The organism is Pseudoduganella chitinolytica (genome assembly GCF_029028125.1).
In the GTDB taxonomy this organism is placed as follows: domain Bacteria; phylum Pseudomonadota; class Gammaproteobacteria; order Burkholderiales; family Burkholderiaceae_D; genus Rugamonas; species Rugamonas chitinolytica.
Map to the genome: position 1 here is coordinate 3,182,772 of NZ_CP119083.1, position 13,088 is coordinate 3,195,859.

At 65.7% G+C, this 13,088-nt stretch carries 14 protein-coding genes; 3 read left to right on the top strand and 11 right to left on the bottom strand.

Features of this window, described 5'->3' with window-relative positions; genetic code table 11:
• Positions 1-9 precede the first annotated feature (9 nt).
• Complete coding sequence (locus PX653_RS14100; RefSeq protein WP_277418475.1) at positions 10-747, top strand: GntR family transcriptional regulator; 738 nt, start codon at positions 10-12, stop codon at positions 745-747.
• 330 nt (positions 748-1,077) lie between these two features.
• Here PX653_RS14100 and PX653_RS14105 read toward each other — a convergent pair whose 3' ends face one another.
• From PX653_RS14105 to rpsP, 8 genes are all read right to left on the bottom strand, one after another.
• Complete coding sequence (locus PX653_RS14105) at positions 1,078-3,819, bottom strand: M16 family metallopeptidase (protein ID WP_277418476.1); 2,742 nt, start codon at positions 3,817-3,819, stop codon at positions 1,078-1,080.
• 63 nt (positions 3,820-3,882) lie between these two features.
• Positions 3,883-4,194, bottom strand: a complete 312-nt coding sequence (locus PX653_RS14110; protein ID WP_277418477.1) for a DUF3579 domain-containing protein — start codon at positions 4,192-4,194, stop codon at positions 3,883-3,885.
• Positions 4,195-4,374: 180 nt separating this feature from the next.
• The gene (locus PX653_RS14115) at positions 4,375-5,334 is read right to left on the bottom strand and encodes a CobD/CbiB family protein (protein ID WP_277418478.1); all 960 of its coding nucleotides are present in this window, start codon (positions 5,332-5,334) and stop codon (positions 4,375-4,377) included.
• A gap of 44 nt (positions 5,335-5,378) precedes the next feature.
• A complete protein-coding gene (locus PX653_RS14120) occupies positions 5,379-6,041 on the bottom strand; it encodes a CoA pyrophosphatase (protein ID WP_277418479.1) in 663 nt (220 codons plus the stop codon).
• 176 nt (positions 6,042-6,217) lie between these two features.
• Complete coding sequence (rplS, locus tag PX653_RS14125) at positions 6,218-6,604, bottom strand: 50S ribosomal protein L19 (protein WP_277418480.1); 387 nt, start codon at positions 6,602-6,604, stop codon at positions 6,218-6,220.
• A 146-nt stretch (positions 6,605-6,750) separates the two neighbouring features.
• Complete coding sequence (gene trmD, locus PX653_RS14130) at positions 6,751-7,497, bottom strand: tRNA (guanosine(37)-N1)-methyltransferase TrmD (RefSeq protein WP_277418481.1); 747 nt, start codon at positions 7,495-7,497, stop codon at positions 6,751-6,753.
• Between the two features lie 19 nt (positions 7,498-7,516).
• Positions 7,517-8,050, bottom strand: coding sequence for a ribosome maturation factor RimM (gene rimM / locus PX653_RS14135; protein ID WP_277418482.1), 534 nt, complete (start codon positions 8,048-8,050; stop codon positions 7,517-7,519).
• Between the two features lie 33 nt (positions 8,051-8,083).
• Positions 8,084-8,329, bottom strand: a complete 246-nt coding sequence (rpsP, locus tag PX653_RS14140; protein ID WP_277418483.1) for a 30S ribosomal protein S16 — start codon at positions 8,327-8,329, stop codon at positions 8,084-8,086.
• Between the two features lie 220 nt (positions 8,330-8,549).
• Between rpsP and PX653_RS14145 the strand changes: the two genes are divergently transcribed.
• Positions 8,550-8,969, top strand: a complete 420-nt coding sequence (locus tag PX653_RS14145) for an NINE protein (RefSeq protein ID WP_277418484.1) — start codon at positions 8,550-8,552, stop codon at positions 8,967-8,969.
• A 100-nt stretch (positions 8,970-9,069) separates the two neighbouring features.
• Positions 9,070-9,492 carry a glycine zipper 2TM domain-containing protein gene (locus tag PX653_RS14150; protein WP_277418485.1) on the top strand — a complete coding sequence of 141 codons (423 nt, stop codon included), beginning with the start codon at positions 9,070-9,072 and terminating at the stop codon, positions 9,490-9,492.
• A 260-nt stretch (positions 9,493-9,752) separates the two neighbouring features.
• Here PX653_RS14150 and PX653_RS14155 read toward each other — a convergent pair whose 3' ends face one another.
• The 3 genes from PX653_RS14155 to PX653_RS14165 form a co-directional block, all read right to left on the bottom strand.
• Complete coding sequence (locus PX653_RS14155; RefSeq protein WP_277418486.1) at positions 9,753-10,232, bottom strand: hypothetical protein; 480 nt, start codon at positions 10,230-10,232, stop codon at positions 9,753-9,755.
• Between the two features lie 32 nt (positions 10,233-10,264).
• Entirely contained in the window at positions 10,265-12,055 is a 1,791-nt protein-coding gene (locus PX653_RS14160) for an acyl-CoA dehydrogenase (RefSeq protein WP_277418487.1), read from the bottom strand.
• An 87-nt stretch (positions 12,056-12,142) separates the two neighbouring features.
• A complete protein-coding gene (locus PX653_RS14165) occupies positions 12,143-13,075 on the bottom strand; it encodes an electron transfer flavoprotein subunit alpha/FixB family protein (RefSeq protein WP_277413422.1) in 933 nt (310 codons plus the stop codon).
• Positions 13,076-13,088: the final 13 nt, after the last annotated feature.

The window sequence follows — 13,088 nt, forward strand, 5'->3', positions numbered from 1 at the left end:
GGAGAAAGAATGAATTCGCTTGCAGAGATCATGCGCGGCATGGGGCAGACCAGTTTGCCCCTGTACCAGCAATTACAGCGGGCACTGCGCGAGGCGATCGACAAGCGTATCTTCGGTCCTGACGAGGCCTTGCCGGCGGAGCGCCAGCTGGCGGCCGACCTGTCGATCTCCCGCATTACGGTGCGCAAGGCCATCGACGGCCTGGTCGACGAAGGGCTGCTGGTGCGCCGCCCCGGCTCCGGCAATTTCATCAACACGCGCATCGAGAAGAACTTCGCCAAGCTGACGTCGTTTTCGGAGGACATGCGCGCGCGCGGCCGCACGCCGAGAAGCGTGTGGCTGAAGCGTTCGGAAGGCACCGTGACGCCGGAAGAAGCGCTGCGCCTGCGACTGTCGCCGGGCGCGCCCGTGTACCGCTTCAACCGCATCCGCTATGCGGACGACATGCCGATGTGCCTGGAGTACGCGACGATCGCCGCCGGTGCCCTGCCCTCGCTGGAGGCGGTGGACGTGTCGATGTACGAGGCGCTGGAGAAGTCCGGCAACCGCCCGGTGCGCGCGCTGCAGCGGCTCTCGGCCCTGCTGCTGAACGCGGAGCAGGCGCAGCTGCTGCAGGCGCAGCAGGGGGACGCGGGCCTGGCGGTCGAGCGCCTGGGTTTCCTGCGCGACGGCCGGGCGGTGGAGTTCTGCCGCTCGATCTTCCGGGGGGATATGTATGACTTTGTGGCGGAGTTGAGTACGCCGTGATGGCTAGGGTCTGTCCCCGCAGGGGACTGACCCTGGTTTTTATCCGTGGCGCAAGCGATGCGATGAAAACCGGGGTCAGTCCCTGAAGGGACAGACCCCAAGCCCGGTAGCGCCGCAGGCCGCTGGTAGAAGCAGCGGCGTCACTTGCCCTTGCTGTCCCCGGCCACTTTCGCGTGCGCGTGAGATCGGCAGCGTCGCGGTGAAGTATTGGCTCAGGGTCCGTCCCTTCGGGACTGACCCTGGTTTTTATCGGTGGCGCAAGCGATGTGATGGAAACCGGGGTCAGTCCCTGAAGGGACAGACCCCAAGCCCGATACGCCGGTGGCGGCGTCACTTGCCCTTGCTGTCCCCGGCCACGACGACAGACAGCTTGGCCGGGTCCACATGCCGCCGGAACGCGGCATTGACCTGCTCCACCGTCAGCCGCTGCAGCTTCTGCTCGTGCTGCTTGCTCCACTCCCACGTGCGGTCCAGGTACAGGTAGTTGGTCCAGCCGCCCGCCACCACGCTGTCCTGCGAGCGGTTCTGGATGCGCTGCTGCAGCAGGCCCGATTTGGCGCCCGCCACCTCGGCGGCCGTGAAGCCCTGCTTGACGGCGCGCGCCAGCTCCTCGCGCACGGCCGCTTCCAGCTTCGCCAGGTTCTGCGGCGCCGCGATGGCGCTGATCGAGAAGTGCGCGGCGCGGTCGATGTCGGTCACGTACAGCGACGAGCCGCCGCCGTACGACAGGCCGTCCTTCTGGCGGATGCGGTCCATCAGGCGCGACTTGAGGCCGCCGTCGCCGAAGATGAAGTTGGCCAGCTCCAGCGCCGGGTAGTCCGGGTCGTCGCGGCCCAGGTCCAGGTTCAGGCGCGCCGTGTAGAAGCCGTTTTCCTTGTCCGGCGTGACGATGGCCTTGCGCACCGCGGGCTTGTCCACGTTGGCGTCGAGGATACGCGCGTAGCTTGCCTTGCTGTCCCAGCCGCCCAGCGCCTCGCCTACCGTCTTCGCTGCCGCTTCCTTGTCGAAGTCGCCCACGATGGCCAGCTCGGCATGCGAGGCGCCGTAGAACTCGCGGTGGTAGGCCTTGATGTCGTCCAGGGTCAGCGCCTTGATGCCGGCCAGTTGCTCGTCGACCGTCATGACGGCGCGCGGATCGCCCTTCGGCCAATGGTCGAAGTACTCCTCCAACGCCTGGTTGGCGAGCGCAGGCGGCTCGTTGCGGTTCGCCTCGATGGCGACGATCCACTGCTGGCGCATCTGCTCGAACTCCGCCTGCGGGAAGCTGGGTTCGCGCAGCACGTGGGCGACCAGGCGCAGCGCTTCGTCCAGGTGCTCGCGCGTCGTGTCGAAGCCGTACAGGCTGCCCGAAATCTTCAGCTTCGACATCGCATCGGCCAGCTGTGCGCGCGTGTACTTGCTGGTGCCGCGCGTCAGCATCTCGCCCGTGGCGGCGGCGATCAGCGACTTGCCGAACTGGTTCTTCTCGTCGCCCCAGTGCAGGCGCAGGTTGACGGACACCGCTTCGCCGCGGTTCTTCTTCGGCAGCAGCGCCACCTTGATCGGGCCGATCTTGCGCACTTCGGTGCGCGCCATGATGTTGTCCTGGCTGGGCTCGAAGTTCTCCGACGTCAGCGTGGTGTCCTTCGGCTTGTACTCCTTCAGCACCTCGGCAGCTTCGGGTGCCGGCGCGATGACGGCGCGCTGCGGGGCGTCTTCCGGCAGGAACAGGCCGACGGTGCGGTTGTCGCGCTTCAGGTAGCGTCCCGCCGCCTCCGCAACCTGCTGCGCCGTGATGCCGGCCAGCGCATCGCGGCCCTGGAACAGCAGGCGCCAGTCGCCCAGCGCGATGTGCTCGGACAGCGCCACGCCCACCTGCTGCGGATCGTTGAGCGACTTCTCGATCGCGTTGGTGTACGTGCGCTGCGTACGCTCCATCTCCTCGGCCGTCGGCGGCGCCTTGGCGAAGCCTTCCACCGCTTCGATCAGCGCGTCGCGCACGGGTTCGACCGGCTGGCCCGCCTTGACGACGGCGCCGAACAGCTGCAGGCCGGGCGCGTAGCCCGTCAGGCCGTAGCTGAACACCTGCGCCGCCTTGCCCGTCTCCACCAGCAGCTTGTGCAGGCGCCCGTTCGGCGTATCGCTCTGGATCTGGCTCATGAACGCCAGGCGGTCGGCATCCGGGTGCAGGCCGGACGGCACCTTGTAGCCCACCAGGACGATCTGCACGTCGCCCTTGCGGCGCACCACGTACTGGCGCTCGCCGTCCTGGGTCGGCTCGACCGTCCAGAACGGCGGCAGCTTGCGCTTGGGCTTGGGGATGGCGCCGAAGGTCTTGCCGATCCATGCCAGCGTCTGGGCGGGGTCGAACTTGCCGGCGACCAGCAGCACGGCGTTATCGGGCTGGTACCAGGTGCGGTAGAACGCCTGCAGGTTCTCGATGCGCACGTTCTCGATGTCGCTGCGGTTGCCGATCGTCGAGCGGCCGTAGCTGTGCCAGTCGTAGGCCACGCTCTCCATGCGCTTCATGAGCACGTCGAACGGGCTGTTCTCGCCGTTCTCGTATTCATTGCGCACCACCGTCATCTCGGAGGCCAGGTCCTTCTGCGCGATGAAGGACTTCGTCATGCGCTCCGCTTCCATCTCCAGCGCCCACTTCAGGTTGTCGCCGCTGGCCGGAAACACCTCATAGTAGTTGGTGCGGTCCGTCGACGTGGTGCCGTTGAACTCCATGCCCCGCTCGGCGAACTGCTGCGGGATGTTGCGGTTCTTCGGCGCACCCTTGAACATCAGGTGCTCCAGCAGGTGCGCCATGCCCGTCTCGCCGTAGTTCTCGTGGCGCGAGCCGACCAGGTACGTGACGTTGACGGTGACGGTGGGCTTGGAGGCATCCGGGAACAGCAGCACCTTCAGGCCATTGGCCAGGCGGTATTCCGTGATGCCTTCGATCGACGGTCCCTTGACGACACCGGCCGGCAGCGCGACGGCCGTGCTTTTTTCAGCTGCGTACGCGGGAACGAAGGTGATGGAACAGGAGAGGGAAAAACAGGACAGCAGCAGGACTGCCTTGGTACCGGAAAAGCGTGGGGTCATTTGGTCTCGCAACGAGCGTTGGCAAAACCGTATCGTACGCCTTTCGGGCGAAGCGGGAAACCGCTAGCCCTTGTCGCCCGGCAGCGGCACGTGGCAGGCGTCCACCATCTGCAGCTTGTTATCGGTCGCGAACTGGCGCACGAAGTGATAGGCCATCGGCTCGATGTCCTTCAACGTCTCGTTGACGACGACCGCCTTGACCCCGTTCGTCATCGTCGGCCGCACCAGCGGGGAGTACTGCAGATGGGCATTGCGGCCACCGGTTCCGGCGGGCCGGAAGCACGACATCACGCCGCACAGGCGCTCCGCCCAGTCGCTGGGACGGAACTGCTTGCCGTCGGTGGTAAGCCCAAGAATAAAGAACTCGCTGGCCATAGGCTTGAACAAAGATACGTGGAGGAACCCCAGGTATTATATCTTATAGAAGACCTGGGCGCCGGAGTACCTGACTGCTGCTGAAGGAATACTACGTGCTGCCGGCGTGCATAGGCCGCATTGTAAACGGGTCCGCAGCCCCGTGCCGCCAGATTCCGGGCACGGGCCTGAGGCAAGTGGTCAGCCCAGGTACACGGCACCCGAGAGCAGCAGCAGGAGCAGCATCCACAGCAGCAAGGCGCGCCATACCAGGCCTACCGTGCTTTGCAGGGCGCGCACCGACGGCTCGTCGCCCGGCAGCGTCTCCACTTCCACGTCGCTGATGTCCACCGTGCCCGCATCGGCCGGCACCACCTTGGCGGCGTTTTCCAGCGGCGTGCCGAGGCGCACGCCCATCGCGCCGCCGCCGGCGGCCAGGATGATCCCGATGGCTTCGTCGCGCCAGCGGTAGGCGAAATTGCGCCAGGCGTAGATCGCGTCCTCGAAGTTGCCGACGATGGCGAAGGCCACGGCCGTCAGGCGCGCGGGGATCCAGTCGATCCAGTAGAACGCACGCGCGGCGAACAGCCCGAAGGCCTCGTTGCGCATGTGTTCCGGCTCGTTCCATGCGCGCGCCAGGTATTCGGCCACGCGGTACATGACGGCGGCCGCAGGGCCCAGCGGCATCAGGAACCAGAAGAACACGCCGAACACGCTGCGGTGCGTCGTGATGAGGGCCTTCTCGACGGCGATGCGGGAGATCTCGTTCACTTCCATGCCGACCGTGTCCTGCTTGGTCCATTCGGCCAGCAGCGCGCGCGCGGCGGCTTCGTCGCCCGCGTTCAGGGCCAGCTGGATCGACGTGAAGTAGTGGCTGTAATGACGAAAGCCCAGGGTCAGGTAGACGATCAGGACGTTCCAGGCAAAGGCCGCGAGGATCAGGTCATAGCGCAGCAGCACCCAGTAGATCAGCCCTGTCGGCACGATCAGGGCGGCCATCATCACGAACCAGCCCAGCCGGCCATGGCTGGGGTCACCGGCGTTGAACCACGTTTCCATGCGCACTGCGAGGCGTTTGATCTCGGCGTAGATCGGATTGTCCGCGCGCAGTGGCTTCATCTGCTCGAGCAGCAATGCGCAGAGAATGGAAAGAAATGTCATCGAAGTCCTTTGAAGTGCAATACCGCAATGTGCGCTACGATAGCCTAAGCGCGCAAGAAATGAAACAGATTGCGCAGCATGCCGGCGGTGGCGCCCCAGATGAAATACCGCTCGTACGGCATCGCATAAAACGTCCGGCTCGCGCCCTCCAGCGCCAGTGCGCGGCGCTCGTGGTGGGCCCCGTCCATCAGGAAGGCCAGGGGCACTTCGAAGATCTCGGCCACCTCGAACGGGTCCGCCCTCAGCTCGAACGGCGGCGCCACCAGGGCCACCACCGGCGTCACGCTGTAGCCCGTGCCCGTCTGGTACAGCGGCAGCGTGCCCAGGACCTCGATATGGCGCCGGTGCAGGCCGATCTCCTCTTCCGTCTCGCGCAGCGCCGTGTCGACGGCGTCGGCATCGAAATGCTCGGCGCGCCCGCCGGGAAAGGCGACCTGGCCGGCATGGTCGTTCAGGTGCGCCGTGCGCAGCGTCAGCAGCAGCGACAAGCCATACTCTCGTTCCACCAACGGCACCAACACCGAGGCGGGCGTGGGCGAGGCCGCGCGCTTGCCCCAGCTTTCGTTGGACGGCTCCGGGTTCCAGGACGGCGGCGCGGCGAATCGTTCGCGCAGCCAGGCGGACGTGAGCCGGTGGGCCGGCACGGCGGCTTCGCCGGCAATGGCTTCGACGGGAAGCCCGGTGGGATCGAACAGTGGTCTGGCCAAGGGATTCCTCCATGGATGGTCTGGCGAAACGGTCTGGCGAAATGGTCTGGCGAAACCATAGCACGTGCCATGTCCGGCAGGGGATCGTGACGAGGTGGGGGCGAAGGGTGGCGATTAAAGGCGGATACAAAAAAGGGCACCTTGCGGTGCCCTTTTCCAATGCCGGGAAAACGCGATTACGCGGATTCTTTCGCCGCGTTGGTGCGACGGTTCGGCAGCTTTTCCTTGATACGTGCGGACTTGCCCGAACGCTCGCGCAGGTAGTACAGCTTGGCGCGACGGACGTCACCGCGACGCTTCACTTCGATCGAAGCGATCAGCGGGGAGTACAGCTGGAAGGTACGCTCGACGCCTTCGCCGGACGAGATCTTGCGAACGATGAAGTTCGAGTTCAGGCCACGGTTACGACGGGAGATCACGACGCCTTCGTAAGCCTGGGCGCGCTTGCGCGTGCCTTCGACCACGTTCACGTTCACGACCACGGTATCGCCAGGCGCGAAATCAGGGATGTTCTTGCCCAGGCGAGCGATTTCTTCTTGCTCGAGTTGCTGAATCAGGTTCATTTTGAATGACTCCAATAACCATCTTGCCGGCGCCATGCGTGTTGCCACTGTGCCCGGTAGAGGATGGGGTTAAACACGCGAACACGATTGTTCGCACGGTGTTGCAGGGCCGCCAGCAGCTTGCGCCGCTTGCCACCCGACGGATTTTACAAACCCGCCAAAAACTGTTCGTCCCGCTTCGACAGCAGGCCCGCCGCGCGGGCCTTGTCCAGCAGGTCGGGGCGCTTGTTCGCGGTTGCTTCCAGCATCCGCTCGCGGCGCCACTTGTCGATCTCGGCGTGGTTGCCGCCCATCAGGACAGGCGGCACCGCGACGCCTTCGTAGACTTCCGGCCGCGTGTAATGCGGCGAATCGAGCAGGCCGTTGACGAAGCTGTCCTCGACCGCCGACGCATCCGTATTGAGCACGCCCGGCAATTGCCGCACCACCGCATCCATCAGCGCCATCGCGGGCAGTTCGCCGCCCGACAGCACGAAGTCGCCGAGGCTGATTTCCTCGTCGACGCAGCGGTCCAGCAAGCGCTGGTCCACCGCTTCGTAGCGGCCGCACAGGATCACCAGGCCCGGTTCTTCCTTCAGCGCCATCACGCGTTCGTGCGTCAGCTGCCGGCCTTGCGGCGACATGAACACGACGCGCGGCGCCGGCAAGCCGGCCACCACCTGGCGCTGTTTCGCCGCGGCGATCGTCGCTTCCAGCGGCTTGGCCAGCATGACCATGCCAGGCCCGCCGCCATACGGCCGGTCATCGACGGTGCGATGGTTGTCGGTCGTGAAATCGCGCGGATTCCACAACGACAAACCCCACCGGCGCTGCTCGAACGCACGGCGGGTCACGCCGGACTGCGTCAGCGCGGCGAACATCTCGGGGAACAGGGTAACGACGTCGAACTGCATCGGGAACTTTATCGAAGGCCTAGTAATCCAGGCCCCAGTCCACGACGATCTTCTTCGCGTCCTTGTCCACCTTGATGACGAACTGGTCGACGAACGGGATCAGGCGCTCGGCGGCAGCCTCTTCCGGATCGTCCGTAGCGGCCGCGGACGCGATGCGCAGGATCGACTGCGGTCCGTTGCTCATCATGTCGTGCACGACGCCCAGGCGTTCGCCCTGCAGATTCTCTACTTCCAGCCCGATCAGGTCGGACCAGTAAAACTCGTCTTCATCCAGCTGCGGGAACTGGCTGCGCGGTACGAACACCGCGGCGCCCTTGAGCGCTTCCGCCACGTCCCGGTCGGTCACGCCGACCAGCTGGGCGACGACATCGCCGCCATGCAACCTGGCCCGCTTGACGTCGACGTCGCGCAGGCCCGGCTTGTCCAGCCACCAGGTTGTCACGTGCAGCAGCGCATCGGCGTCGTCGGAAAACGGGCGCACCCGGATTCCGCCAACCACGCCATAGGCACCGGAGACAAAGCCTACCTGTACCAGATCGTCGGGGATTTGCACCCCGGATGCTGCGTTGCCGGACAAACTGAAAACTTAGGCTGCTTTTTGACCAGCGACCAGACGGGCAACAGCTGGGGACAGCTGTGCGCCAACGCCTTGCCAGTAAGCCAGACGGTCTTCAGCGACGCGGAAAGGCACTTCCTGGCCCGATGCCATCGGGTTGTAGAAACCGATGCGCTCGACGAAGCGGCCGTCACGACGATTGCGGGAATCGGTTGCAACGATGTTGTAGAAAGGGCGCTTCTTGGCGCCACCACGAGCTAAACGAATAACGACCATAATATTTCCAAAAAGTGTGCTGAGTCGGAAAAAGCCGCAAATTATAGCGTGCTTCCTGCCGACTGCAAAGCATTAAAGATAATGGGGTGAGTGTTGGGGCAATCCGGCATTATCCCCTACTCCGGCTCCCGCCGCAATTGCTAATTCTTCTCCGACACCCGCCCACGGGACGCCGATTATGCAAGATACTGTGATTCCCATGAAATCTTGCACAATCGGTATGTTGCAAACAAAACACAAAAACAAGACCGTCGCCACGCTGCTGGCCTTTGTCCTGGGCGGTATCGGGATGCACCGCTTCTACTTGCGCGGCATGGCGGACCGCTGGGGCTGGCTGCACGCTGCGGCCCTGCCCGCCTGCGGCATGGTCATGTCGGCCGCGCCCGGCGCGGACTGGTATTTCTGGTACCTGCCGCTGACGCTGTCGATGCTGGCAGGCTTCCTGCAAGCGCTGGTGCTGGGGCTGACGCCGGACGACAAGTGGGATGCGCGCCATAACGCCGGCTCGGGCCGGGCATCGTCCTCGCGCTGGCCGCTGGCCATCGTCCTGGTCGCCACGTTGATGGTGGGGGCCGGCACGCTGATCGCCACCATCGCCCGCCTGTTCGACCTGCTGTACACGGGCGGCGCGTACGGCTGACGGGGCACTGTCACAAGCAATTACAATTTGCTCAGCCATGGCGCCGGGCCGCATCCTATACTGCGGCCATCGTTACCCATCGTCACCACTGGAGCAGAACATGAAGAACATCCACGCCGCCCTCCTCGCCATCGCCCTGACCGCCAGCGCCGCCGGCGCGCAGGCCGACCCGCACCACAAGCATCGCGCCTGCAAGGCGTGCGGCAAGGTCACCAATGTCTACGTAACGGAGAAGAACGGCGACGGTGGCGCCACCGGCGTCATCGTGGGCGGCCTGGCCGGCGGCCTGCTGGGCAACCAGGTCGGCAGCGGCACCGGTAAATCGCTGGCGACCGTGGCCGGCGCCGTGGGCGGCGCCTATGCCGGCAAACACATCGAAGGCCGCATGAACAAGGTGCGCACGTGGAACGTCAAGGTCCGTTTCGACGACGGCAAGACGGGCACCTACCACTTCCGCAAGGACCCGCACCTGCGCACCGGCGAACGCGTGCGCCGCAACGACGGCACCATCGTGCGCTCCTGATTTCCCGTCAGGCGTTGGCCCGGCAGCGGCCGATGTCGCCGAAGTCCACGCAAAAAAGCCCCGCCGGTAGAGACTTGCCGGCGGGGTAAAGGCAAGAAGACGATGCCTCGGGCGAGGCTCCCTTCAACGCTCCCGTGACCACATGAGTGAGCGTACTCCTCCCTGCGGCCTGTGTGAGCGCCCCCTTACAAATGCGCTGAACACGCTGACAGTTTTCCGACAATTGTGCAGCCGAAGCGCGACGCGGCGGCTCGGCGCTCCTAGCAAATGAAGAACTGTGGTGGGGGATCGGGACGAAAACGCGGCGGCGTGCGGCGGCGCTCCTGCCGCACGGCGGCCTTTACTTCGCGCTCGATGCGTTGCCAGAAGCGGGGGCCGTAACGCTGGCGCAGCCAGGCATCGACCACCTTGTTGTAGGCCTGCTGGTATTCCATGGGGAATCCCGGCGAGGGGCACGTCAGCCACCATTCCCTGATACCGTAGCGTGCCAGCACCTCGGCCCGCACCCCATCGCTGATGCCGCCGCTGTTGTCGATCAGCGTCGGCCGAGAGTCGAACCAGTACATGCGGCCGGAAGCGACGGCCCGGCGCGCGTCATCAGCGCCCCGGCGCAGCATTTCCTGCCGTTTTTCTTCCGTGACGTCCGGGTGCACCCAGGGCCGGTGCAGGTAGACGATGCCCGGCTCGGCGCAGGCGACAGGAGAGAGCAGAACCGCCAACAACAGGATCGTCGTCCGCATCGTCCCGCCCTCCCCTTACATCACGGTGCTCGTCAGAACTGGTCTTCGGCCAGTGCCAGCACGCCGGCGTGGCCGTCGACGATGGCGCTCTTCAGGCCCGCCGACTGGGTCAGGATGTGGTCGGCGAAGAAGCGCGCCGTCACGATCTTGGCCTGGTAGAACGAAGCGTCGCCCGCGCCGTCGGCCAGCTTCTTGTGCGCCGCGATGGCGGCACGTCCCATCTGCCAGCCGCCCAGCACGACGCCGGCCAGCTTCAGGTACAGGACGCTGCCCGCGAACACCGCCTTGACGTCGCTCTTGACGTTGGCCAGCACGAACGCGACGACCGCCTCCAGGTCGGCCGCGCCCTTTTCCAGCTGCGTGCGGATCGCGCCGAAGTGCTCGCCTTCCAGCTCGCCCAGCTGCGTGGCCGTCGCGCGCACCTGCGCGATCAGGTGCTGCGCCACCTTGCCGCCGTCGCGCACCGTCTTGCGGCCCACCAGGTCGTTGGCCTGGATCGCCGTCGTGCCTTCGTAGATCGGCAGGATCTTGGCGTCGCGGTAGTGCTGGGCGGCGCCCGTCTCCTCGATGAAGCCCATGCCGCCGTGCACCTGCACGCCGTCGCGCGTGACGTTCTCGCTCATCTCCGTCGACCAGCCCTTGATGATGGGGACCAGGTATTCGTAGATGGCCATGTGGGCGGCGCGCTCGTCGGCGTCCGCATGGTAGTGGGCGATGTCGGAATAGCCCGCGCCCACGTAGGCCAGCGCGCGCGCCGCCTCCGTCTGGGCGCGCATCGACATCAGCATGCGGCGCACGTCCGGATGGTGGATGATCGAGACCGGGCCGCTCGACCCGGCCAGGTCGCGCGACTGCACGCGGTCCTTGGCGAATGTGACCGCCTGCTGGTAGGCGCGTTCGGCCAGGCCGATACCCTGGATGCCGACGCCGAAGCGGGCCGCGTTCATCATGATGAACATGTATTCCAGGCCGCGGTTCTCCTCGCCCACCAGCGTGCCGATGGCGCCGCCGTTGTCGCCGAACTGCAGCACGGCCGTCGGGCTGGCCTTGATGCCCAGCTTGTGCTCGATCGACACGCAGTGCGCGTCGTTGCGCGCGCCCAGCGTGCCGTCGGCATTGACCATGAACTTCGGCACGATGAACAGCGAGATGCCCTTCACGCCCGGGGGCGCGTCCGGCGTGCGCGCCAGCACCAGGTGGACGATGTTCTCCGTCATGTCATGCTCGCCCCACGTGATGAAGATCTTGGTGCCGAAGATCTTGTACGTGCCGTCGCCCTGTGGCACGGCGCGCGTGCGCACGGCGGCCAGGTCGGAGCCGGCCTGCGGTTCCGTCAGGTTCATCGTGCCGGTCCACTTGCCGGTGACCAGCGGCTCCAGGTAGGTCGCCTTCTGCTCGTCGCTGCCGGCCGTCAGCAGCGCTTCGATGGCACCGTCCGACAGCAGTGCGACCAGGCCGTACGACATGTTCGCGCCCTGCAGCATCTCCACGCACGGCGTGCCCACCAGCTTCGGCAGGCCCTGTCCGCCGAATTCCTGCGGGTGCTGCAGGCCCTGCCAGCCCGCCTCGGCGAACTGGCGGAAGGCTTCCTTGAAGCCCTTGCTCGTGGTGACCTGGCCGTCATGCCAGAAGCTCGGCTCCTTGTCGCCCGGATGGTTCAGCGGGGCGATCACGCCGCTGACGAATTTCGCGTTCTCTTCCAGCACCGCTTCGGCGGTTTCCGCGGTCGCGTCCTCGCAGCCAGGCAGCGCGCTGACGGCTTGCAGGTTGGCCAGTTCGTTCATCACGAACAGCATGTCCTTCAGTGGGGCGGTGTAGCTCATCTTTGTCTCTCCAAGAAAAAAGCCACGGTGGCCGGCGTCACATGCCTGGCCAGCGTGGCTCGATAGTTCAGTCCCGCGGTCCTGCGATCAGCCCAGTTCCTTGACCAGTTGCGGCACGATCTCGAACAGGTCGCCCACGATGCCGTAGTCGGCCACGGAGAAGATCGGCGCTTCCGGGTCCTTGTTGATGGCGACGATCGTCTTCGAATCCTTCATGCCGGCCAGGTGCTGGATCGCGCCGGAGATGCCGACGGCGATGTACAGCGATGGCGCGACGATCTTGCCGGTCTGGCCGACCTGCCAGTCGTTCGGCACGAAGCCCGCGTCCACGGCGGCGCGCGAGGCGCCCATGGCCGCGCCCAGCTTGTCGGCCAGGGGTTCCAGCAGCTTGAAGTTGTCGGCCGAGCCGATCCCGCGGCCGCCCGAGACGATGATCTTGGCGGCGGTCAGTTCCGGACGGTCCGACTTGGCCAGCTCGCGGCCGACGAACGACGACTTGCCGACGTCGCCGACTGCCGTGACGGTTTCGACGGCAGCCGAGCCGCCGGTGGCGGCAGCAGCGTCGAAGCCGGTGGTACGGACGGTGATGACTTTGACCTTGTCGGCCGACTGCACGGTGGCGATGGCGTTACCGGCGTAGATCGGGCGCTCGAACGTGTCGGGCGAATCGACCTTGGTGATCTCGGAGATCTGGGCGACGTCCAGCTTGGCGGCCACGCGTGGCAGGATGTTCTTGCCGTAGGCGGTGGCCGGCGCCAGGATGTGGGAGTACGAACCGGCGATCGCAAGGATCTGCTCGGCGACGTTCTCGGCCAGGCCGTCGGCGAAGTGCGGCGCGTCGGCGACCAGCACCTTGGTGACGCCGGCGATCTGCGCGGCCTGCTCCGCCGCGGCACCGGCGTTGGCGCCGGCGACGAGGACGTGGACTTCACCGCCGGCTTGCGCAGCCGCGGTGACGGTGTGGTGGGTGCTGCCTTTCAGGCTGGCGTTGTCGTGTTCTGCGATGACGAGTGCGACCATGATTTCTATCCTT

Excerpts from the sequence above, each read along its gene's own strand:
- PX653_RS14100 (WP_277418475.1), top strand. The coding sequence starts at position 10 with ATGAATTCGCTTGCAGAGATCATGCGCGGCATGGGGCAGACCAGTTTG.
- PX653_RS14105 (WP_277418476.1), bottom strand. The coding sequence starts at position 3,819 with ATGACCCCACGCTTTTCCGGTACCAAGGCAGTCCTGCTGCTGTCCTGT.
- PX653_RS14110 (WP_277418477.1), bottom strand. The coding sequence starts at position 4,194 with ATGGCCAGCGAGTTCTTTATTCTTGGGCTTACCACCGACGGCAAGCAG.
- PX653_RS14115 (WP_277418478.1), bottom strand. The coding sequence starts at position 5,334 with ATGACATTTCTTTCCATTCTCTGCGCATTGCTGCTCGAGCAGATGAAG.
- rplS (WP_277418480.1), bottom strand. The coding sequence starts at position 6,604 with ATGAACCTGATTCAGCAACTCGAGCAAGAAGAAATCGCTCGCCTGGGC.
- trmD (WP_277418481.1), bottom strand. The coding sequence starts at position 7,497 with ATGCAGTTCGACGTCGTTACCCTGTTCCCCGAGATGTTCGCCGCGCTG.
- rpsP (WP_277418483.1), bottom strand. The coding sequence starts at position 8,329 with ATGGTCGTTATTCGTTTAGCTCGTGGTGGCGCCAAGAAGCGCCCTTTC.
- PX653_RS14145 (WP_277418484.1), top strand. The coding sequence starts at position 8,550 with ATGTTGCAAACAAAACACAAAAACAAGACCGTCGCCACGCTGCTGGCC.
- PX653_RS14150 (WP_277418485.1), top strand. The coding sequence starts at position 9,070 with ATGAAGAACATCCACGCCGCCCTCCTCGCCATCGCCCTGACCGCCAGC.
- PX653_RS14155 (WP_277418486.1), bottom strand. The coding sequence starts at position 10,232 with ATGCGGACGACGATCCTGTTGTTGGCGGTTCTGCTCTCTCCTGTCGCC.
- PX653_RS14160 (WP_277418487.1), bottom strand. The coding sequence starts at position 12,055 with ATGAGCTACACCGCCCCACTGAAGGACATGCTGTTCGTGATGAACGAA.
- PX653_RS14165 (WP_277413422.1), bottom strand. The coding sequence starts at position 13,075 with ATGGTCGCACTCGTCATCGCAGAACACGACAACGCCAGCCTGAAAGGC.